This is a genomic window from Spirosoma liriopis (assembly GCF_023196085.1).
GTDB classification, from domain to species: Bacteria; Bacteroidota; Bacteroidia; order Cytophagales; family Spirosomataceae; genus Spirosoma; species Spirosoma oryzicola.
In genome coordinates this window covers 446,835-468,938 of the sequence record NZ_JALPRF010000002.1, presented here as the reverse complement: position 1 = coordinate 468,938, position 22,104 = coordinate 446,835, and the positions used below count along the sequence as shown (strand labels likewise).

The following is a 22,104-nucleotide window of genomic DNA, read 5'->3' as shown; positions in this document are numbered from 1 at the left end:
ATGAACGAGTCATTAATAAACCAACGAACCCTCGGCGTTACGTTCGCAGCCGACAGCGCGACCGTGCGGGTTTGGGCACCGCTGGCCAAAACCGTTTCCCTTCGTCTTTGTCAACAAGATACGGCTATTCCCCTGCAAAATAACGGGTACTACTGGCAAGCGAAAACCACGCAGCTACACCCCGGCGACACGTACAAATTTGTCCTGAACGACACAATCGAGCGGCCCGATCCGGCATCCTTGTTCCAACCGGAAGGCGTTCATGGCCCGTCGCAGGCGATTGATACGAGTCAGTTTGCGTGGACGGATGCGGAATGGAACAACCTGCCGTTGGAGGATTATCTGCTGTATGAACTGCACACGGGTACGTTTACACCCGAAGGCACGTTCGCCGGTATCGAAGCAAAGCTTGATTACTTTGTCGAACTGGGCGTTAATGCGATTGAAATCATGCCCGTCGCTCAGTTTCCCGGTACGCGCAACTGGGGCTACGATGGCGTTTCTCCCTACGCGGTCCAGAACTCGTACGGTGGTCCAGCCGGATTGCAACAACTGGTTGATGCCTGTCACCGGAAAGGGTTGGCCGTTGTGCTCGATGTGGTGTACAATCACATTGGCCCCGAAGGCAATTATCTCACGGATTACGGGCCTTACTTCACCAATAAACACCGGACCCCCTGGGGCGATGCGCTTAACTTCGACGACGATTACAGCGATAGCGTCCGGCGTTATTTCATCGAAAACGTGCTGATGTGGTTCCGCGATTTTCACATTGACGCTTTACGACTGGATGCCGTTCATGCGATTCGTGACGAGAGTGCATTACACATTCTCCGCGAGATTCGGCAGTACGTCGATGAGTTATCGCAGCAAACGGGACAACGGCATTACCTGATTATCGAGTCCGATCAGAACGAAACGCGGTTTATTCAGCCCATCGCCAACGATGGCTACGGAATGGATGCCCAGTGGAACGACGAATTCCACCATGCCTTGCGCGTTACAGCAGGGGGCGAACGCAGCGGCTACTACGCCGACTACAACGGTATCGAGCACCTCGCCAAATCGTTTCGTGATGCCTACGTGTACGATGGCGTGTACATGCCCCGACGCGCTAAAATTGTCGGCAAAACAACGATCAGCCATCCAGGCCGACAGTTTGTTGTTTTCTCCCAAAATCACGACCAGATCGGTAACCGTATGCTCGGTGAACGACCCAGTGAGCTGGTTAGTTTTTCGATGCAAAAGCTCATGGCCGGAGCGGTACTCAGCAGTCCGTACCTGCCGATGCTGTTCATGGGCGAAGAATGGGGTGAATTGAATCCGTTCTTATACTTTGTTAGCCATTCTGATCCAGCGCTGATCGAAGCGGTGCGGCAGGGCCGTAAGCGGGAATTTGCCGCTTTTCAAACGTCGCAGGAAGCACCCGACCCCCAAGCCGAACAGACCTTCGAACGATCTAAACTAAACTGGGGGCGACTGAACCAAGAACCGCATCGGATTCTTTTTCGGTACTACCAAACGCTACTAGCCCTTCGCAAGCAATCGTCGTTGCGACACCCAAACCGCGAATCTGTAGCGGTCATTATGGACGAAACAAAAAATACACTCTGCCTGCTCCGCCAGCACACGCCCGATGTCGCCGTTGTTTGCCTCATGAACTTCTCATCGCAGCCAGCACCGCTTGTGCTACCGGCAAGCATCCGGCCCTGGAAAGTCCTGATCGATTCGGCTTCTCCGCAGTGGGCCGGTCCGTTGGCGTCACCTCTCGAATTGGCGGGCGATGCGTCAGTTTTGGTACAGGCCGAGTCGATTCTGATTTACACGAATAGTGCCGAAACGCTTTAAGAGAAAGCATCACTGCTTCTACCGCTTGCCCGGCTAGACAGACCAGCAAGCGGTAGAAGCTACTTACCATCAGGGCTTTTGCCTTCTTTTTTGTCGCTTTGGCGAAAGATTCCATAGTAGTCAGAACAACTAATTTCTAAACAGTCTTTTCGGGCTGTTCTTTTTTTTGAACAATACAACTAATACATTAGTTGTAAAACTAAATCATTAGTCATACCTTTCACCAGCCAACAGCACTCCACCTAATTCTATGCAGCTCCGAGAACTCACCAAAGCCGAAGAAGAGATTATGCGCGTCTTATGGCAACTAAAAAAAGGTTTTGTCAAAGACGTGCTTGCCGAATTGCCCGAACCAAAACCAGCCTATAATACCGTATCGACCATTATTCGCATTCTGGAGAAAAAGGAGTTGGTAGGCTACACGGCATACGGAAAAACGCATGAGTACTATCCGCTCATCACGGAAGAGGAATACCGCCGTTTTCAGACCGAGCAATTGATGGCGAACTACTTCGATAATTCGCTTAAAAAGCTGGTTTCCTTTTTCGTCCAAGATAAAAACATCAGTCTTTCGGAAGCCGACGAGATCATTAACCTCCTAAACAAAAAGAAAGATCAATGACCGCCCTCGACTATTTCCTAAAAGCCAACCTATACGGCTTGCTCTTTGCGAGCTGCTACTGGTTATTGCTGCGCCGACATACGTTTTTTGGATTGAACCGGGCGTATTTACTGGTTTCTGTGCTATTAACCCTGGCCTTACCGCTCGTAAGTCTGCCCACGCAGACCGTTGAGGAGTTACCGGTTCCAACTGGCGTTCTTACCATTCCAATCGCTACCCTTCCCGCAGTCGAAGCAAGTCCATCGGTAGCAGAGACCGGACTGAACTGGGAATTATGGGGAAGGCTGGCCTACGCGCTGGTGGCCTTCGGTTTATTGACTCGGTTAATTATCCAGATCAGGAGCCTGCTGCTACTCATACGACGCGCTCCCCGGCAAGTGCGTGACGGCTATACGCTGGTAGAAATAAACGACGCAACGACGCCAACGTTCTCGTTTTTTCGGTTCATCATCCTGAACCCAGCCGACCGGGCCAATGACCAGATTCTAAAGCATAAGTTGATCCACGTCCGACAACAGCACAGCATCGACGTAATGAGTTTGGCCCTGCTGCGAATCGTATTCTGGGCGTGTCCCGCCTTGTGGCTGCTCGACCGTATGCTTCGGCAAGTGCACGAATTCACCGCCGATCAACACGCGGATCAACCTACCCGCTACGCCCATTTTCTGGTCGAATACAGCTTTGGGCTGCAACCGAGTCCACTCACCAATGGCTTCTTTAATCCATCCCTGCTGAAACAGCGGATTCAGATGCTGCATCGTCAGGCCACTACACGCTGGGCGCTGGGTAAATACGTCCTGATCCTACCGCTGGCGCTTACCTTGCTAGCTATGACCACGGCACAGAAGCAGATCGAAGCCGTCGTGCATCAGGCAACAGACGAAACAATCACCGTATCGGGCCGGGTAACAAACGAAGCGGGGAAACCGCTGGCGGGTGGTCATGTCGGCGTGGGCAGCACAGGTAAAGGCACAATAACCGACCGGAACGGATACTACACAATCGCCAACGTACCAAAGTCATCGCAACTGGCCTATAGTCACCTCGGCTACCGAATGGACGTCTTGCGACTAGACGCGCTGGACCACCGCATTCGACGTAACACACTGACGATGAATCATACACTAACGGCGGTTATGGAAGACGAGCTACCAGCAATGGGTGCAACGGCTATGTACAGAGCGATCAAGCCTAATCCGGCTATGCCGCTGGTTACCCCTCCATCTTCCCAAACCATTAACGGAAAAGTGTACACCGCCGTCGAAGAAAAAGCCGTCTTTCCAACGGGCATTCCGGGTTTGATGCAGTACGTTGCTCATGCATTACGTTACCCGGCCAAAGCTAAAGCAGCTGGAATCGAAGGCGACGTATATGTCTTGTTTACCGTACTACCAACGGGGGCAGTCAGTGAAGCCAGCGTGAACAAAAATAGCAAACGACTTGGCGGAGGCTGCGAAGAAGAAGCGATGCGGGTCGTCAGCCAGATGCCTAACTGGATTCCGGCGAAACAGAATGGCAAAGCCGTGGCCGTGCGTTATCAGCTCCCGATTCGCTTTACGTTGGAGAAAAACGAAGACAAGCGAACAGGACAACTGAATACTGGGGATCCTGCTCACAAACCGATCGTTAGCTTTTCGACACCGCCCGATACGGGTCGGAAACAAGCAAGCACCATAACCATTCGGGGTAGAGGCCCACTTGGTCAGTTAGGCCCTGGACCGCTTTATATACTGGATGGCGTGGAGGTTCCGGGCGACACACTGGCATCAATGGACCGTAAAACAATCAACAGTATTGACGCCTTGAGAGACGCATCAGCCATAGCACAGTATGGCGAAAAAGGTAGAAATGGCGTCGTCATCATAACCACGAAAAAGCAATGAGCGGTCTTCCCTATTTTCTCATCGCCAGCCTGTATATGCTTTTGTTCTACGGCTGCTACTGGCTATTACTACGCCGGAACACCTTCTTCGGCCTGAATCGGGCTTACCTGCTGAGTTCAATTGCGCTTTCGCTGGTGCTGCCCCTCGTCAGGCTACCCGGCGGAACGGAGGGATTACCCATAGAAACCCTTCGATTACCGGCCTTTACGGTTGGCTCGCGCTCAACCCAAACCAACACGCTAACCATCGATCAATGGCTTTGGCTGATGTATGGATTAGGCGTTGGAGTGATGCTGATTCGACTGACCTTGAAGGTGCGTTCCGTGCTTCGGCTCATCAAAAGTGGGATTCCACAAAAGGAGTCGCAATTTACCCTAGTACGTCTAGCCGATGACACCTCACCGTCGTTCTCCTTCGGTCGCTACCTGGTTCTAAACCAAACCGATGCCCAGACTCCGCCCGATGCCCTTCTGCGCCACGAGCAGGCTCACATCCAGCAGCGCCACACCCTCGACATTCTGCTGATCGAGCTTCTACAAGCAGCCTTCTGGTTCAATCCGGTTTTGCGGCTTTACAAGCACAGCTTACAGGAAGTCCATGAATTTCTGGCGGATCGGGCCGTACTGAAAACACCACAACCCGACTACCCACAACAGTTGGTCGCTTATGCGCTCAACGTACCAGCAACAACGTTAATTACTCCTTTTGTCTCTAAATCAACCCTTAAACAACGGATTATTATGCTACAAAAACCCGCATCCAACCACCGGGCGTTACTCGGCTATGCCCTGACGCTCCCCCTGGCCGCTCTGCTAACCATGTGTACGCAGTCGGAACAAGAGCTGCCCCAAACGGCAGCAACTACTTCGTCGGCTCGAAAGCCAGTAAAAGTAGAGGGCGAAGTCTTTACAGCAGTAGAGAACTCACCTGAGTTTCCGGGTGGGAGAAATAAGCTTTTTGAGTATCTGGGTCAAAATTTAAAATATCCCGAATCTGCCCAGAAAGCCAAAGCACAAGGTAAAGTGTTTGTGAGTTTTATTGTCACCAAAACCGGTGAGATTACGGATGTGAAACTGGAGAAAGGCATTGGTCACGGCGCGGACGAAGAAGCAATGCGTGTTATCAGTCAGATGCCTAACTGGAAGCCTGCCATGCAGTCGGGTAAGCCCGTGAATGTGAAGTTCAACCTACCCATTAATTTTCAGTTGGAGGATTCCGATAAATCAACCGCCGGGGTAGCCCTTCCTCCGCCCCCACCGCCCGTTCCCAGCAAAACTGCCAGCGCACCCGTGGAGATTGCACGTTTTTTGATCAACGGAAAACCGGTTTCCAAAGAAGAATTTAACGCGTTTTCACCCGATAAAATAGCCCGCGTAGACGTTTCCAGTAAGACCGGCACCGCTTCCATCACTACCAAGTAAACGGTGTTATCTGTAGTCTAAAACCAGTGGGGGCATCTGATCATCAGATGCCCCCACTGGTTTTAGACTGAATGGAATACCTTGAAAAAATCACTCTTTAATGATCTTCTTACTGGTGCTTCCGCTGAGCGTCTGGACCTGAAGAATATACATCCCTTTGGGCAGGCTTGCCATATCGAGCGTCGCGGTTTTTCGATTCTCTCGCATGGTAGGAACCGCTACCGAAGCACCACTGACCGTTTTGAGAGAAATGTTTTCTACGGTTTCGTAAGCAGGCAGTTCAATCGTTAGGGTTGAACTAACCGGGTTGGGGTAAACCGACAGCACATCCGCCCAGGTCGGCTCCAGAGCGGTAACGGCCTTCACTTTAAATGTCCGTTCAACCGGGGCAGCCGCACTAAACTGGTCATTACCTTCCTGGATAGCGCGAATCGTAACCGTTCCTGTTCCCGTGAATTTAAGCGTTGTTCCGTTTAGCTTGGCCGGGCCACTTTTCACCTGAAAGCTAACCTTTAGTTTCGAAGATGCCGTTGCTTTGAGCGTCAGATCGCCCTGGTTGGTATAGCGGTCGGCAATGGTATTGAACGTAATAGTTTGCGCTGCTTTGGCGGGTATAGTCCGCGTGGCCTGTGTGTACCAGACCGGCCATTTCGCCCCGCTGTACAGTTCAACGGCTTTACCGGTAGCAGATAGCTTGTCGGCTCCTAAAGCAATGCTGACAATCGTTTCCTTGTCGTCAATTATATGGCTGAACACCAGCTGATCGTCCAGACGAGAATAATTGGGCAGGCCCAGTGTGTTATTCTCGTATACAATCACCGCTTTGCCGACGTTCTGATCAGCGACCACAATCGCGTAGGTATCGTCGTTTTCATTCATATAATCGAAAGCAATAATATGAGGGGAATTTTTCGAGAAAGACGGGTTTCCGATGCTCACGCCCTTATCCAGCCGTGAGAACAGCCGCGAAATTCGCCCTTCGGCAAAGTCACCCGCTTTCTTGCTCCAGACATTGATAAAGCTTACGTCCCAATAACCACCAGTATCTCCACTCCCGTTGTAGGCGTCGTAAATAAGATTTTCGCCGGAGAAATCCCATTCAAATGAATCCGCAAACTGAACGTCACCCGTTTGAACACCTTCCGAATACGTTGGGTTGTGCAATTTGAATTGAGCCCACTTTTCCTGCTCGAAGCTGTACACGTAAATGGAGCCGTCGCGGTCGGCCGTCAGCGCAGCCAGTTTAGTCCCGTCTTTCGAAATAGCCACATTGTCCCAGATGGTGTCGCTAGAGACGACAAACTCGCTGGGTGTACCCGTCAGATTGACGACTCGAATTCGTTTGTCGGATGAAACATAGTACGCCAGCGTTCCATCATCGGTCACACTCGGACGGTGCGTCAAAGCGGTCGTTGTTTTTTGCTCGAAATTGGCGGGCGTTACGCCCATATTGGTCGAATACAACTGTCCGCTTTCTATCTCCGTGAGCAGCATCAGATCCTCGCCAGAAGCCACAGGCAGATCCGGATTTTTACCTGGACCGGGATCGGTTCCCGTACCTTCAACAATACCTACCGCATCGAACGCCTTTTGAGCTGCGGTCACTTCAGCTCCCGAAGGACCATACAGGTCACCAGCCGCCTTGATAACGGCCAACCGCAAATCCAGAAACTGCGATGTGCGCACCAGATACCGGGTAAGCGCCCGGTAGTAAACCTGTTCGGCCTTGTCTTTGCCAATAGCCGTCGCAAATTTGTAATAAGCAAAATTGGTAATTCCGCTGTTCGAGTGAACACCCCCATTGTCGTCATCCGGTTCCAGGTTTTCGAACTGGTCCATCGTCGCGGGCTGGTACCCGTTCGGGTCTTTCGCTTTACCGCCCTGATTGGGGTTCGATAAATTTCGCATAGCACCCGACGGGTAAGTAGTCGGTGTTACGACACTCTCGCCCAACGTCCAGTTTGTCCGGTCGATCATCGCCCCAAATATGTCGGCAAACGACTCGTTCATAGCCCCAGACTGCCCCATGTATTCCAGATCAGCCGTTTTTTCAATAACCCCGTGCGTCATTTCATGACCAGCCACATCCAGGCCACCAGCCAGCGGTTTTAAGCGGTTCCCGTTGCCATACCCCATAATATCCCCGTTCCAGAAGGCATTATCCATGGGTTTGCCTTTCGTGTCGGTAATGTTGATGACCGAGACAATCGTGGTACCTGCACCATCCAGCCCTTCGCGTTTAAACGTGTTTTTGTAATATTCGTAAGCCAGGCTTGCGTTATAGTGAGCGGATACAGCGGTCGCATTCCAGTCTTTATTGGTGGTCGACGAGATTAGGTACTTTTTGATCGGTCGATCATTTTCCTTACCATTTTTCGCATCTACCGTCACGATGGCTCCTACCGGCGCTTCTGGCATAGACGATGCAGCCGCGTTGAACATAGGACGCGACGCATCGATCAGGTAATAATTGTTACCGACCTGATACGTATTAACCGTGCGCGTTTGACCGTTCAGATCCTTCGCCGATCCCTTCGCAGGTCCGGTGAATGTACAGGTGTGATTGTATTTGTTGATGACCTCGCCGGTCTGGGCGTCGACCGTGTATTCCCAGCGTTCGATCAGGTTGGGTCGTACGGTTAGTTGATACGCTAGTCGTGCCCCTCCTTTTTTGGGCTGAACAATAACCAGCTCGCCCGCTGGCTGTTTCTTGCGAAGCAGGTTATCGCCGAACGAGCGAACGTCAGACGCCTTCTGAACATCCGTAAGCGCCAATGCCGAGGCTTGCGAAAGGGTCAGTTTGGGCGTAGTAGACAGTTCGTCGGGCACGGGCTTATAGCGCCCATTTATGAGCGTCACATCGCCATCGGTCAGGTGCGCGACCAGTTCGGAACCGTACACCTTCACGCCCCGGTGCATGTGCGTCAGCCGAACGTGGGTTTGTCCAATCTCGTCATAGTCGGTGCTGGCAACCTTGAATTTTACTTCTGGATTTTCGAGTTTCAACAGGCCACGTACCTGATTCATAAACTGAAACGTTGTTGACGCAGCCGTAGCGGCCGACAACCGGGCTCCTCCGTTTTTTGCGGCCTTCTTTTTAGCACTCAGATCTATCTTCCGTTCAATGAAGATTGGGAGCTTCGTCGTTTCGTCGTGTACAACCCGCAATCGCAGGGGTTCGAGCGTCAAACCAAGGTTGTCCGTTTGTGCCTGGCGGGCACCCGGCGTTCCAGGTGACTCTTTCACGTCGGCCTTCAATCGCTCAGCCAGTCCGGGGGTTGGTAAGGACGTTTTCATCTTTCGGCTAAAGCCGCCATTCGGTTGCTGGGCCAGCGAGGCTGTAGCCACCAGCAGCGGAAGCATCAGTACATATCGTTTCATGAGTAGTTGTTGTTTACTGGTTGGTTGCTGCGGATTTTTTTAGGGCGCGACATAGCCAGCTTCGGTAAAACAGAAGCTATCCAGCAGAAAAGAAATAGGCTATTTCACTTGCAAAGTGGCCGGAATCATGGCCATGAATGAATCGAAGAATCGTGGGTAATCAGGCGGTACGGTCTTTCCCGGTTCGCCCCAGGCTACCTTGTAGCGCTGTCCTCCCTGTCGCCACTGAACGAACTGATACGTATTGCCGGGATTGTTGAACTGGGTGGTTTTGATCTGACATTTGGTCTCGATAACAGTAAAGGCCCGTTTTGTATTAGCCACCGTTTGTTTACCGATAAGCGTGAACGTGGTATCACGATTGCGTTTGCCGTAAATCTGACCGTTATCCAGTAAGTAATACGTTGTCGAGAAGCCGGTAAATCCACCCCCACTACCGACGACGATCTGCTTACCTTTATAAGTAGCGGGCGTCACCACTTGATGCGTTTTGGGAGCAGCCGCTTGAATCGACTGAGCCTGCGATGTCCCTATAAACGCGCTTACAAGCACAAGTTTGTTTACTATACTAAAAACCAGTCGATTCATCTGATAGCATTCGTTTAACTCCGAACATGCACAAAAGTAGAGAGTCGCTACCCGCATTCTCTACACAGCCTTGCGTGATCTGATAAAGAGGTATGATGAACCGTCATATAATGCCCACCAACCGTGGGCGAGTCCATACGGGTGGCTCCCGTCTGACGGTAGTTTTGGGGAAAAGTATCAGCCTCAACCCTAAGGAGGGGTTATCTGGCCGTACGTTCTTTGTAGCAGTGTGGTAGAATGAACAAACGGTCCACGAATGATCTGGACCCGAAACAGATTGTCGAAATCACCCGATTCAATGGTACTCATAGTCGGCTGCGTGCCTAACCCTTTGGCAATCTCCAGAATAGTATTGCTGTGTCCGACGACGAGCACGGTTTTACCCCGAATCTTTCCTAACCGTCGAACAATAGCCTCCGTGGGTTTAGCCGGGTAGTCCACAATGCGTAAGCCTGTACGCTTCGCTAAGGGTTCGGCGGTTTGTCGGGTACGTCGGAAAGGAGTCGAGAAAATCGAGTCGATACCTTTGCCCGCCAACGTGTCGGCCAACGCAGCCGCCCGCGCAAAGCCAGCCGGACTCAGATTCGTAGTGTCTGCCTCACCCACTTTTTCGCCGTGACGAACGATGTAGATAACGGTCTTCGAGCAGCTGCTCAGCAGCGTAAGCAGGGCAACGAGAAGCAAAGAGGTACGCATAGCGATTGGTCAAGTGAAGCCGCAAGTATACAAAAAAAGCCTCCGGCTTATCGACCAGAGGCTTCATTGTCAAGTATTTTTGTGGTAGCAGTGCTGCCTTACAATTCCCGAACCCAAATGTTACGGAAACCAACCGGGTTGCCGTGGTCCTGCAACAGAATCGGACCCGCACCGTGGGGTTGTACTTTCGGGTAGCCGATGTACTCGGTCGTTCCCCGAATGGCTGCGTGGTTCTGCACAAGGATACCGTTGAGCAATACCGTTACGTACGCGTAATCCAGCATCATGCCGGCTTTGTTGAAGCGGGGAGCCTGATAAATTACGTCGTAGGTTTGCCACTCACCGGGTTTCCGGCTAGGGTTTACCAACGGAATAGCTTGTTTGTAAATCGAACCGACCATCCCGTCAACGTAGGTTGGGTTGTTGTAGTTGTCGAGAACCTGAAGCTCGTAGCGACCTTGCAGGAAGACACCGCTGTTGCCGCGTCCCTGTCCGTTACCCTCTACTTTTTCGGGTGTTTTGAACTCAAGGTGAAGCTGAAAATCATTAAATTCTTTTTTCGAGCGAGCCGAAAACCCTTTTGTCGAATACATTACCCCATCCTGAACGGGCCACTTCAACGGACCTTCGTTTGTTTTCTCCCAACTTTCGGGTGAATAGCCTTTGATAGCGACCCACTGGTCCGTGTTTTTACCGTCAAAAAGTACGATAGCGTCCGACGGGGGCGTTGTACCGCTAGTAGCAGCGGACGTTGTACCAGGTGTTATAACCGGTGGCACAGGTTCCCAAATTTCGGTGGATTGTGGCGTTTGCTTATTCGGTTCGGGCTGGGCCGTAGCTGATTGAGAGAGGGCTAAACCAACGATACCAACGCAAAAAGCGAGCGATAGCGGAGCGATCTTCATGGAAATGTAAACAGGTTAACAGATTCGTTATAAAACACCCAAAGATAGGGCAATTGCCGGATTGCATCCTTTTGTAGGGAAAAAATGGTAAATTTCGAGCCAAAATTTTCCATCCTTCATGTTAAAACCTACGACTACAGCTCGCTTTTGCTGGCTGTTGGGCATTAGCTGGATCGTTGGCGTCGGGCTGGCTCTGGCCCAACCGGCTCCCACTCCTGGTAATCCTATTCAGCTCAACGATTTAAGCGCGTTTAAACCAGCAACGCCGAACTGGCGAATCGTCGGAAACGTCCGTGCTGAACTGGGCAAACCAAATGTACTTGTCACGGAAAAAGGCACGGGCATACTGGCAAGTATTCCGCTGGATAAAGCCCCGGCTGATCCCAAAAACCCGTACAAGTATAACCTGTTCACGACTATCGAACACGGTGATCTTGACCTGGAACTGGATTATATGATGGCCTCCAAATCCAACTCGGGTGTGTACCTGCAAGGCCGTTACGAAATTCAACTGTTCGACAGTTGGGACAACGTGGGCTGGGGATTGCAAAGCCCACGAACGGTAGACAACGGTTCGATCTACGAGCGTTCAGACGCCAGACGCCCTGAAGGTCAGCAGAACTACGATGGTCACCCCGCGCGCCAGAATGCCAGCCGTGCACCCGGTTTGTGGCAACACCTGAAAATTTCTTTTCAAGCCCCCCGTTTCAACACTAACGGACAAAAAACAGACAACGCCCGCATGATTCGCGTTGAACTGAACGGCGTTGTGATCCACGAAGATGTTGAACTGAGTGGTCCTACCCTGGCGGCTGCGTTCAACGATGAAAAGCCAATGGGTCCGCTCATGCTTCAGGGCGATCACGGAGCCGTAGCCTTTCGCAATATTCGGTACACGACTTACGACAAACCCCGCCCCGAACTGCTTAATTTGAAATACGCGGTTTACAAAGGCAAATACGAAAAAGAGCCGGAATACGATAAGACGGCTCCCGAATCGGAAGGTGCATCGCCCAAACTGTCGTCATCGGTAAGCCGCATCGCGAATGATTTTCTGATTCGCTACACGGGTACCTTCCGGGTCAACGAACCCGGCGAATATAGCTTCAACCTGGGTGTGGCCGGTGGGAACGGTATGTTGAAGATCAACAACCAACTGGTCGTTCCGCCCAACAGCAGCAGTAATAAAGGAAAAGCTACCTTGCCTAAAGGTGATCTGCCGTTTGAACTGTTCTACGCGAAATCCGTTGGCTGGTTCCAGCCCGCCCTCGCCCTGAACGTAGCCGGACCGGGCATTCGCGAATACCTGATCAGCGATGCCGCCGGAACAAACAGCGACGATGTTGATCCGATTCTTATCGATGCGTCAACAAATACGCTTCTTCGCAGCTTCATGGATTTGCCCGCTGACAAAAGCACACAGGGCAAGCCCGTTCGCGTAACGCACGCTATCTCGGTGGGTAGCCCCGAGCAGGTCCATTACACCTACGATCTGGACAAAGGTGCGGTTATACAGATATGGCGCGGGATGTTTCTGGATGCTACGCCGATGTGGCACGACCGGGGCGATGGCTCTTCACGTCCGCTCGGGATGGTACAACGGATGGGTACACCGGTACTTTTCCTGACTAAGCTGGCTTCGCCACAAGCGGCCTGGCCGACTGACACAACGGGTTCGGCGTATCGTCCGAAAGGCTACGTGCTGGACGGCAGCGACCGACCCACGTTCCGCTATCAAAGCAACGGCCATTCAATCGAAGACAAAATTCGGGTGCTGGAAGCCGGACAAGGTATCCGACGCGAACTGACGGTCAGCAATCCGGCGAGCAATCTTTACGCGCGGTTGGCCAGTGGTAGCAGCATCAGCCCGCTTGACAATGGCATGTACCTTATCGATGATCAGGAATACGTACGCATCGACGACGCCGGTGGGGCAAAGCCTATCGTTCGGGAAGCGGGAGGCCAGAAGGAGCTACTGGTACCTGTTAAGGAAAAACTGACCTATTCGATCTTGTTTTAACCAGTTGACGGTATTCGGTTCAGGCTTCACGTTGGCTAAACCCTTTGCGCTGCCTCAATCGAAGAACACCTTACAGTATGAAAAAACTATTTGCAACCCTCTTGGCCGCAGCGAGTCTGACAGCGGTACAGGCGCAGGAATCGCCAAAAGAGGAAGATTATTTTAAGATCCTGAAAGTAACGGCGCCGGAGGGTACCCTGCTGGAAGTAGGCGGTCTGACGGTGTTACCAGATGGTAGCCTGGGCGTAGCAACCCGCCGGGGCGACATCTGGATTGTCGAGAACCCAACCAGCCGTAAACCGTACTTCCGCAAGTTCGCGTCGGGTTTGCACGAAGTGCTGGGTCTTACCTCCCGAGATGGGGCTCTTTACTGCGCTCAACGGGGTGAACTGACCAAGCTGGTCGATACCAACAAAGACGGCAAAGCCGATGTCTTCGAAACCGTATACGCCTGGCCCTTATCAGGACATTACCACGAATACAGCTTCGGGCCAAAAATTGCGCCGGACGGTTCGTTTTTCGTAACGGGCAACGTAGCCTTCGGTGATGAAGAATGGTGGCGCGGTGAAAGTCGCGTACCCTGGCGGGGCTGGACAATGAACATCACCGAAAACGGCACCATGCAGCCGTGGGCAACCGGTATGCGTTCGCCCTGCGGACTGGGCATTTATGACGGTCAGCTATTCTACGCCGATAACCAGGGCGACTGGATGGGATCGGGAGGAATCGTTCATGTCAAGAAAGGTGGGTTTGTGGGTCACCCTGCGGGTTTGCGTTGGTCCAATCAGCCTAATTCACCGGTTAAGCTTACGCCTGAGCAGTTCTACGCAAAAATCGACGAGCGCCGTCGCCGGGACGAGAACGGCCGCGCGATCAAACCCGAAAACATCGTTAACGAAACGCCCACGCTGCTCTACACGATGAAAGACCAGTTCCCAACTGCCGATTTCCAGACGCCCGCTGTTTGGTTGCCGCACGGTATTCTGGGTATTTCCAATTCGGAGATTTTAGAGATTCCGCAGAGTTCATTTGGCCCATTTGCCGGACAGTTGCTGGTTGGCGATCAGGGAATGAGCAAAATCTCGCGCGTGTTCATGGAAAAAGTGAACGGCGAATACCAGGGCGGAGCTATCGAGTTTCGGAATGGCTTCCGGTCGGGGGTACTGCGGATGGCCTGGGCGAAAGACGGTTCTTTATTTGTCGGTGAAACAAACCGGGGCTGGGGTTCAGCCGGGGAAGCCAACGAAGGACTACAGCGGCTAGCCTGGAATGGCAACGTTCCGTTTGAAATGCTGGCGGTCAAAGCCATGCCCGATGGATTCGAAGTGGAGTTCACCAAACCCGTAGACCGCAAATCGGCAGAAGATATTGCTTCATACCGGGTCGAAAGTTTTCTGTACAAATACCACTCCGTCTACGGTAGCCCAACGGTCAACAAAGAAGCGCTGCCCATTAAAGGCGTGAAGGTGTCAGCCGACGGCCTGAAAGCCCGCTTGATCGTTGATAATTTGCGGAAATACTACATCCACCAGCTTACGCTCGACGGTGTTCGGGGTGTTGAAGGATCGTACTCACTGGTACATCCAATTGCTTATTACACGCTCAACAACATTCCGGATGGGCAGAAGCTAGCTATGAGCGAGGTCAGCACGAAAAATTCAGCTCTCGCACCGGCTGCAACGCCTGCCGCTGCGCCTGCAACGGGCAAAAAAGCGACGCCAACGAAAAAGATCACTACTGGCGCATCCACGCCGGGCGCATCCACGCTGGGAGGCAAACCGAAACTGGTAGAAGGTCAGGCCGTAACGATGGCTAAAGCACCGACCTACAGCGAGATAAAAGGGTTGCTGACGCGTCACACCTGCGCAGCCTGCCATCAGGCCGATAAGCGTCAGGTAGGACCGGCTTTTGCTGATGTTGCCAAGCGCAAATACACCAACGACCAGATTGTCGAACTCATCTATAATCCTAAGCCGCAGAACTGGCCGGATTATGCAACGGAGATGCCACCCATGCCCCAAGTTCCCAAAGCGGACGCACTTAAGATTGCAGCCTGGATCAACTCGTTGGCCGCAACAAAGAGCGAATCGGCAACGGAACCCAAGCCGTAAAGAATTGCTCAATCAGGCGATTTATACATAATTGTCAGCTTACAAAAAGCCGGGTCATATGATCCGGCTTTTTGCGTTAATCCAAGTAAAAGTTGCTATAAATTAATACCTGTATAGTAATAAGTACTCATAAAAGACAGTAGGAAAGGCGGTGGAGGCACTTTAAACGATTATTAATAAGGATAGATTAACTTGTCTTATAGCATCAATTAAGCCTAATATCCCCTCCTCAATGAAACAGCTTATACAATCGAAAAGTCATGCGCTTGGTCTCTTGCTTTGGGCGGCTTTTCTCTTCACTCATGCCGCTTTGGCGCAGGATCGCCGGGTCACGGGCCGGGTCGTATCCAGTAAGGATCAGCAAACAATTCCGGGTGTCAATGTTCTCGTCAAGAACACGCAGATAGGAACAACGTCAGATGCGGATGGAAATTTCTCACTAAATACGCCCCCCAATGCCACCCTGGTAATCAGCGCCATTGGGTTCACAAGTCGGGAAATTGCGGTTGGCAACCAGACGCAGTTGACTATAACGCTCCAGGAAGCGGAGCAGAGTCTAAACGAGGTTGTGGTCACGGCCCTGGGTATCAAGAAAGAAGCGAAACGGCTAGGCTACGCAACCGCGGTTGTCACTCCCGAACAGGTTACGACCAACCGCACGGTTAACTTCATGAACGCCTTGCAGGGTAAAATAGCGGGGGTCAATATTTCCAGTCTCGGTACGGGTGCGGCAGGAACGAGTAAAATCCGTATTCGTGGCCAATCGTCCTTTTCGGGCCAAAATAGTCCGCTCATCGTCGTTAACGGGGTGCCTATCGACAATACGAACTTTGGTCAGAATAACGGGAACGCGGGTAGTGACAATTCCGTCGGCAACCGGGGTGCCAACTATTCGGATGGTGGCGACGGGCTTTCGTCCATCAACCCGGACGATATTGAAGGGATGACGGTACTGAAAGGTGGTACGGCGGCTGCTCTTTACGGATCGCGGGCCAAAGATGGTGCCATTCTGATCACGACCAAAACCAAAGGAACCGGACAGGGGATCGGAGTGACGTACAACACTAACTTCACGACGGACCACCCGCTCGACTATACTGATTATCAATACGAATACGGTCAGGGCGAATACGGCGTTCGGCCAACGGCTCCTAACCCGACATCGGGCGTATGGAGTTTCGGGGAGAAGTTTCAACCCGGCATGACACAGGTACTTTTTGGCGGTCTTACGGTCCCTTACGAACCGGTACGCAACCGCATCAACACGTTTTACCGCGACGGTTCGAGCTGGACAAATTCCATTTCTATATCGACCGGTACCGAACGCGGTGGGCTCAACCTGTCGGTATCTAATCTGGACAATAAAGGCATTACCCGAAATAACACGTACAATCGCAAAACCATCAACCTCGGCTTTAGCTATAATCTCTCGCCAAAGCTGAGCGTTACGGGCACGATCAACTACTCGAACGAGTACAACAAAAACCCGCCCCAGATTGCCCAGCAGGATAACAGCACACCAACGGTCATTTACACCGTAGCCAACTCCATGCCGCTGGACGTACTGGAAGCCAATCAGATCAACCCCTCTACCGGCAACGAGTTCGTTTGGTCGCGGTTTATGAACCGGACGAATCCGTACTTCGTAATGAACTACAAGTTCGAGAACATTCGCCGGGATCGTCTGTTCGGCAACATTGCGGCCCGCTACAACTTTACGGACTGGCTGTATCTACAAGGACGGGTTGGACAGGATTACTGGTCGCGTGATCAGGATTACAACTTTCCAACGGGTCAGGCATCGCTGGCAGCCGCTCCAGCCGGATTTGTTAACGGGAACTACGTTCAGGAATCACGCCGATTCCGTGAGATCAACGCCGATTTCCTGATCGGTGCCAATCGCAAATTCGGTGCTATCGGTGTTGATCTCACGGTGGGCGGTAACCAACTCTACCGCCGGAGTGACCTGAACAGTGTGCTGGCAACGGATTTCATCGTTCGCGGGCTGTACGTTCCGCAGAACGGGCGCGTAAAAGATCCGCTGTACGGTCTGAGCGAACGAAAAGTTAACTCGCTGTACGGTGCCGCCGAAATATCGTACAAAGACGTGCTTTTCCTCAACGGGACACTCCGGAACGACTGGTTCTCGACGCTTGCTCCGGGCAACCGCAGTATTCTCTACCCATCGTTGACCGGAAGCTTTGTTTTCTCCCAAGCTTTCAACAACTTACCCGCCTGGCTGAACTTCGGTAAAGTCCGGGCCGCTTACGCGCAGGTCGGCAGCGACGGTGACGTAGCTCCTTACTCGAACAACTTGTTTTACGCCGTTGCGGCCAACCTGTTCCCCAATCCATCGGGCCAGGGTCAACCGGTCGGTACCATTACGTCGAACACGGTACCAAGCGCCAGCCTCCGCCCAAGCCGGGTAAACGAAGCCGAAGTGGGACTGGAATTAAAGCTGTTCAACAACCGGGTCGGTCTTGATTTTGCGTACTACAATAAAGTGACCAGCGACCAGATCGTTTCGGTGCAGGTGTCTGACGCATCGGGGTATACGAGTTCTTTGATCAACAGCGGTCAGAGCCGGAACCGGGGCGTTGAGGTATTGCTGAATCTGGCTCCCGTTCGGACCAAGAATTTTTCGTGGGATGTCACTTTGAACGGCTCTTACAACAAGACTAAATTGCTGAGATTGCTGACTGATGATGACGGAACGCCCGAAAAAGATTACAATAATGATAAACTGCCCGAACAGATTGTTGTTGGTACGGGCATTTACGTGGGTGAACTGCGGCAGGTTGTTGGTAAAGAACTGGGCCAGTTGTACACCTATGGTTACGCGCGGGACGCTCAGGGACGTATTATTCACGGGGGCGATGGCTTAGCAAACCGGACCGCAACGCCCGTTTCGTTTGGCTCGGCTTTACCCAAGTACATTGGCGGCATTACCAACTCGTTTAATTACAAAGGTGTCAGCCTATCGTTCCTGATCGATTTCAAACTGGGCGGTAAAATGATTTCGGGAACCAACCTGAATGCCTTCCGGCATGGCCTGCAAAAGGAAACGTTGGTTGGCCGGGGTGATGCCGATAACAAAATGGTCGGCGTTGGGGTGAACGCTAACGGGGAGACAAATGCCGTTCGGGCGTTTGTGCAGGATTACTACTCCGTTGGTCGCTCGAAAAGCCTCGGCGAGCAGGTTTTATACGATGCGGGCTTCTGGAAACTGCGTCAGATCAGCGTGGGCTATGACTTCACCAAGTTTTTACCCAAAACGCTGTTCATCAAAGGCATCCGTCTGAACGCGGTAGCCAATAACGTGGCCATCCTGAAAAAGTGGGTACCAAACATCGATCCGGAACAATTTGGCTTTAGCTCGGATAACCTCGTCGGTCTCGAATCAACGGGTTTGCCCACCACACGTAGCATTGGCTTTAATCTTAATGTGCGATTCTAGAGAAGGTGACCGATTCCTTTCTCTCCTTGTAAACGATTGACAACCATGAAAAAAAGATTTTTGTATATACCTCTGATCGCCCTGATGACCAGCCTGAGCAGCTGCGAGAACGGGTTCGACCAGTTAAATACCAACCCCACGGCAGCAACGGCACTCAACCCGGTTTTTACGTTCAACAATGCCATCATCAACGCTTCGTTTCCAGGTGGCATGCTGATTTTCGAAGAACCAATTGTGCAACAGATGTTTACTCCCAACTCAGGCATTGTGTCGGGAGGTAATTACAACATCGATAACCGGGGATCGGCGGGTGCGAATGCCCAGCTTTGGCAGCGCTATTACCGCGATAACATCCGGTATCTGGTGGACGTGATTGCCAAAACCAAATCCGATGCGAGCCGGAGTAATCTGTACAACATGGCTCGTCTTTGGAAAGCCTACTCGTTTATGGTGCTGACCGATAGCTACGGCGACATTCCGTACACCGAGGCCGGACAGGGTTATCTAAGCAGTAACGTTACCCCTAAATACGACACGCAGGAAAGCATCTACAACGATATTTTGAAAGAGCTTACCGAAGCCACCGCAGCGCTCGACGCAACGAAACCGACCGAAGCCGGAGAGATTGAATTTGGTGGTGATATCACCAAATGGAAACGATTCGGCTATTCGGTGATGCTCCGGGCGGGTATGCGGTTGTCGAAAATCAACCCAACGCTGGCTCAGTCAACCGTTCAGAAAGCCGTGGCGGGTGGTGTTATGCAGTCGAATGCCGATAATGCCGCCGTTCGCAACAACGCGAATTACCAGAATCCCGTTGGAACGACGCTCAACTCGACGGAAGCCGCCAACTATTACCTCACAAAAACGTTCGTCGATTATCTGAAGACGAACGCCGACCCTCGGCTGGCTTCCATCGCGGTTCGGTACGTCGGGGCGAAAAGCGGTCCTGAACAGACATCGGCCCGCGCAAATCGTGATCCGTCCGTGCAGATTGGTATGCCACTTGGCTACGATAACGGCACTATTCCGGCTCGGGCAACGGCAGATGGGCTTAGCAGTTTTTACGATTACTCGCAGTTGGACCGGACCCGGATGGGGCGCTTCGATGTACCCACGTATCTGGTAACTTACGCGCAAACGCAGTTACTCTTGGCCGAAGCCGCCCAGCGTGGCTGGACAACGGGTAATGCCGCCGATTTTTACAACGCGGGGATAACGGCGCACATGAAGCAACTGGGCGATTACGACGCTACGTCCCTGGTTTCAGACGCCAATATTGCGGCTTATCTGCAAAAGAATCCATACGTAGCGACTCGTGGGCTCGAACTCATCAATACGCAGTACTGGGTTGCTTCGTTCCTGAACGGTCCCGAAGCGTTTGCCAACTTCCGTCGCAGTGGTTATCCAACGCTGACGCCAAATCCGTATCCGGGTAAGGAGATCAAGGGGAACTTCATTAATCGCTTGAGCTACCCCGATGCTGAGATTTCGATCAATCAGGCAAAGGTCAACGAAGCCATTTCGCGGCAGGGACCTGACAATCTGGACACGCGCGTTTGGTGGGACAAACAGTAATCAATACGATGCCAATCAATAAACAAGCCCGGCTGTTGCTAGCAGCCGGGCTTGTTTAGTATAGAACGGCTACGTTATAGCGCCGTTGTCGAATTTGTCTCGTTAGCTTTTTCAGACTGCTCTCTTTCCCACCGACCGCGTCCCCAGCGCCCGCAACGATTACGCCATTGCTGACGCATCTCTTCCTGCTGCTCAGGCGTCATGTTTTTCCAGCGATCAGCCATTTTTTGCCGCCACTCGTGACGACCAGGCCCAAATCCACCGCCCCCAAAGCCACGGGGGCCACCGAATAAAATCCGGCTAAGTACTAATAAGCCTAATGCCTGTAACCAGTTGATGGTCGTTATGCCAAAAATGGCAGGTAACAAAGCATTCCAGAGGGCCATAACGACCAGTCCGGCCAGCCCGACAAAAAGTATTGCAAAACCGAGGAAGCGTAATCCCCGACGAAACCAAAAGCGTCTCATTGTTACTTTATTTAAGCGTTTCTGACTACTGCTCCGGTACAGGCGCAGGAACAACAGGTTTTAACTGATTATGCGGTTGCTGTCCGTTTGGTTTATGACCGTCGTGGTGGTGCCGACCATGATGCCAGTAGGGCCGCCCATAGCTATAATGCCCAAACCGACCGAACCCAAATCCAAACAACAGCCGGGCCAGAAAAAACAGCCCCAATGCCTGAACAAAGCGTAATCGGGGACCATTGAACAGCGACGGCACCAGCCAGTTCCACAGTCGCATCACAACGTAGGTTGCCAACAAAAACAACCCGATACCCAACAAGGCAAAGCCAATTCCTTTTAGAATAATCATCGTGTTTACTGTTTTTAGTCGTTTATAAAATCATCGTATAAATCGCGCAGTCGCTCGCGAAGGTGTAGCACGGCGTATCGCTTGCGCGACAGAAGCGTATTAATCGGTACATGCCACGCAGCCGCCATTTCTTTGAAACTCCGGCCTTCCAGTTCGTGCTGAATAAACACGTCGCGTTGATCATCGGGCAGTTCGGCAAGCGCGTCGGTCAATGCGTCCATGAACGTTTCGCGGAAAAACGTGCTTTCCGGCCCCGTATCATCAGCCACGGCTAGCCACTCTCCCAATACCGGCGCTTCATCATCATCGATAGCGCCGGGCGAGTTCAGTGACACAGTACGCGCACCGTTTGGCTGACTTTTGCGGTACCAATCACTGATCTTGTTTCGAGCAACGGAAAACAGCCACGACGCAACGCGTTCGATGGGCTTAGCCAGTCGGTACGCTTCGGTCAGTTCCACGAACACATCCTGGAGCACATCTTCGGCCTCGTCGGGATCAGGCAGTCGTCGGCGGATGAACGCCAGTAGCCGTCCGCGTTCCTTACGGACCGTTTCGCCAAGTGGCTGGGACGTTTTGCTCTCACGCTCAGTCATGTTGACGGTTGACGCGGGTATGTTGACAAGGGATGTATTCACGTTCTGATAGCCGCTTACCGATGGCTTACAAGAGGGTAGTCGGAATCAGAAACAAAATATTTTACGGCAAGTAAAAAAACAGGAAAAGAAAAGGACAGGTGGCCGAAACACGCGATAAACGGCTCAGGTATAAACGAAAAGCG

Annotated in this window: 15 protein-coding genes; 8 read left to right on the top strand and 7 right to left on the bottom strand. The window is 52.1% G+C overall.

The features are described from left to right. The 4 genes from treZ (at position 1) to M0L20_RS11045 (ending at position 5,774) form a co-directional block, all read left to right on the top strand. Positions 1–1,848 carry a malto-oligosyltrehalose trehalohydrolase gene (treZ, locus tag M0L20_RS11060; protein ID WP_248476995.1) on the top strand — a complete coding sequence of 616 codons (1,848 nt, stop codon included), beginning with the start codon at positions 1–3 and terminating at the stop codon, positions 1,846–1,848. A 250-nt stretch (positions 1,849–2,098) separates the two neighbouring features. After that, positions 2,099–2,470 (top strand): BlaI/MecI/CopY family transcriptional regulator, encoded by a 372-nt coding sequence (locus M0L20_RS11055; RefSeq protein WP_232561025.1) that lies wholly within the window; start codon positions 2,099–2,101, stop codon positions 2,468–2,470. After that, positions 2,467–4,353, top strand: a complete 1,887-nt coding sequence (locus tag M0L20_RS11050; RefSeq protein ID WP_248476993.1) for a M56 family metallopeptidase — start codon at positions 2,467–2,469, stop codon at positions 4,351–4,353. Before M0L20_RS11055 ends, M0L20_RS11050 begins: the two co-directional genes overlap by 4 nt. Continuing rightward, the gene (locus M0L20_RS11045; RefSeq protein WP_248476991.1) at positions 4,350–5,774 is read left to right on the top strand and encodes a M56 family metallopeptidase; all 1,425 of its coding nucleotides are present in this window, start codon (positions 4,350–4,352) and stop codon (positions 5,772–5,774) included. The genes M0L20_RS11050 and M0L20_RS11045 overlap by 4 nt, the downstream gene beginning before the upstream one ends. A gap of 90 nt (positions 5,775–5,864) precedes the next feature. Here the strand turns inward: M0L20_RS11045 and M0L20_RS11040 are convergent, their stop codons facing one another. The 4 genes from M0L20_RS11040 to M0L20_RS11025 form a co-directional block, all read right to left on the bottom strand. Next, complete coding sequence (locus M0L20_RS11040; protein ID WP_248476989.1) at positions 5,865–9,155, bottom strand: M4 family metallopeptidase; 3,291 nt, start codon at positions 9,153–9,155, stop codon at positions 5,865–5,867. A gap of 99 nt (positions 9,156–9,254) precedes the next feature. Next, on the bottom strand, positions 9,255–9,743 hold the full coding sequence (locus tag M0L20_RS11035) for an FAD-binding oxidoreductase (RefSeq protein ID WP_248476987.1): 489 nt from the start codon (positions 9,741–9,743) through the stop codon (positions 9,255–9,257). A 189-nt stretch (positions 9,744–9,932) separates the two neighbouring features. Next, entirely contained in the window at positions 9,933–10,439 is a 507-nt protein-coding gene (locus M0L20_RS11030; protein ID WP_248476985.1) for a SixA phosphatase family protein, read from the bottom strand. A 98-nt stretch (positions 10,440–10,537) separates the two neighbouring features. Continuing rightward, entirely contained in the window at positions 10,538–11,344 is an 807-nt protein-coding gene (locus M0L20_RS11025) for a 3-keto-disaccharide hydrolase (protein ID WP_232561019.1), read from the bottom strand. Positions 11,345–11,462: 118 nt separating this feature from the next. On the opposite strand from M0L20_RS11025, the gene M0L20_RS11020 reads away from it, so the two are divergent. From M0L20_RS11020 to M0L20_RS11005, 4 genes are all read left to right on the top strand, one after another. Then, positions 11,463–13,364, top strand: a complete 1,902-nt coding sequence (locus M0L20_RS11020; RefSeq protein ID WP_248476983.1) for a 3-keto-alpha-glucoside-1,2-lyase-like domain-containing protein — start codon at positions 11,463–11,465, stop codon at positions 13,362–13,364. Positions 13,365–13,441: 77 nt separating this feature from the next. Further along, positions 13,442–15,475, top strand: a complete 2,034-nt coding sequence (locus tag M0L20_RS11015) for a c-type cytochrome (RefSeq protein WP_248476981.1) — start codon at positions 13,442–13,444, stop codon at positions 15,473–15,475. Between the two features lie 232 nt (positions 15,476–15,707). Next, positions 15,708–18,932 carry a SusC/RagA family TonB-linked outer membrane protein gene (locus M0L20_RS11010; RefSeq protein WP_232561016.1) on the top strand — a complete coding sequence of 1,075 codons (3,225 nt, stop codon included), beginning with the start codon at positions 15,708–15,710 and terminating at the stop codon, positions 18,930–18,932. 45 nt (positions 18,933–18,977) lie between these two features. Continuing rightward, a complete protein-coding gene (locus M0L20_RS11005; protein WP_248476979.1) occupies positions 18,978–20,510 on the top strand; it encodes a SusD/RagB family nutrient-binding outer membrane lipoprotein in 1,533 nt (510 codons plus the stop codon). Between the two features lie 74 nt (positions 20,511–20,584). Here the strand turns inward: M0L20_RS11005 and M0L20_RS11000 are convergent, their stop codons facing one another. From M0L20_RS11000 to M0L20_RS10990, 3 genes are read right to left on the bottom strand one after another with little or no spacing between them, the layout of a single operon-like run. Beyond that, positions 20,585–20,977, bottom strand: coding sequence for a hypothetical protein (locus M0L20_RS11000; RefSeq protein WP_248476977.1), 393 nt, complete (start codon positions 20,975–20,977; stop codon positions 20,585–20,587). A gap of 25 nt (positions 20,978–21,002) precedes the next feature. Continuing rightward, positions 21,003–21,323 carry a hypothetical protein gene (locus M0L20_RS10995; protein ID WP_248476975.1) on the bottom strand — a complete coding sequence of 107 codons (321 nt, stop codon included), beginning with the start codon at positions 21,321–21,323 and terminating at the stop codon, positions 21,003–21,005. A 14-nt stretch (positions 21,324–21,337) separates the two neighbouring features. Further along, positions 21,338–21,961 carry an RNA polymerase sigma factor gene (locus M0L20_RS10990; protein WP_232561012.1) on the bottom strand — a complete coding sequence of 208 codons (624 nt, stop codon included), beginning with the start codon at positions 21,959–21,961 and terminating at the stop codon, positions 21,338–21,340. Positions 21,962–22,104 lie beyond the last annotated feature (143 nt).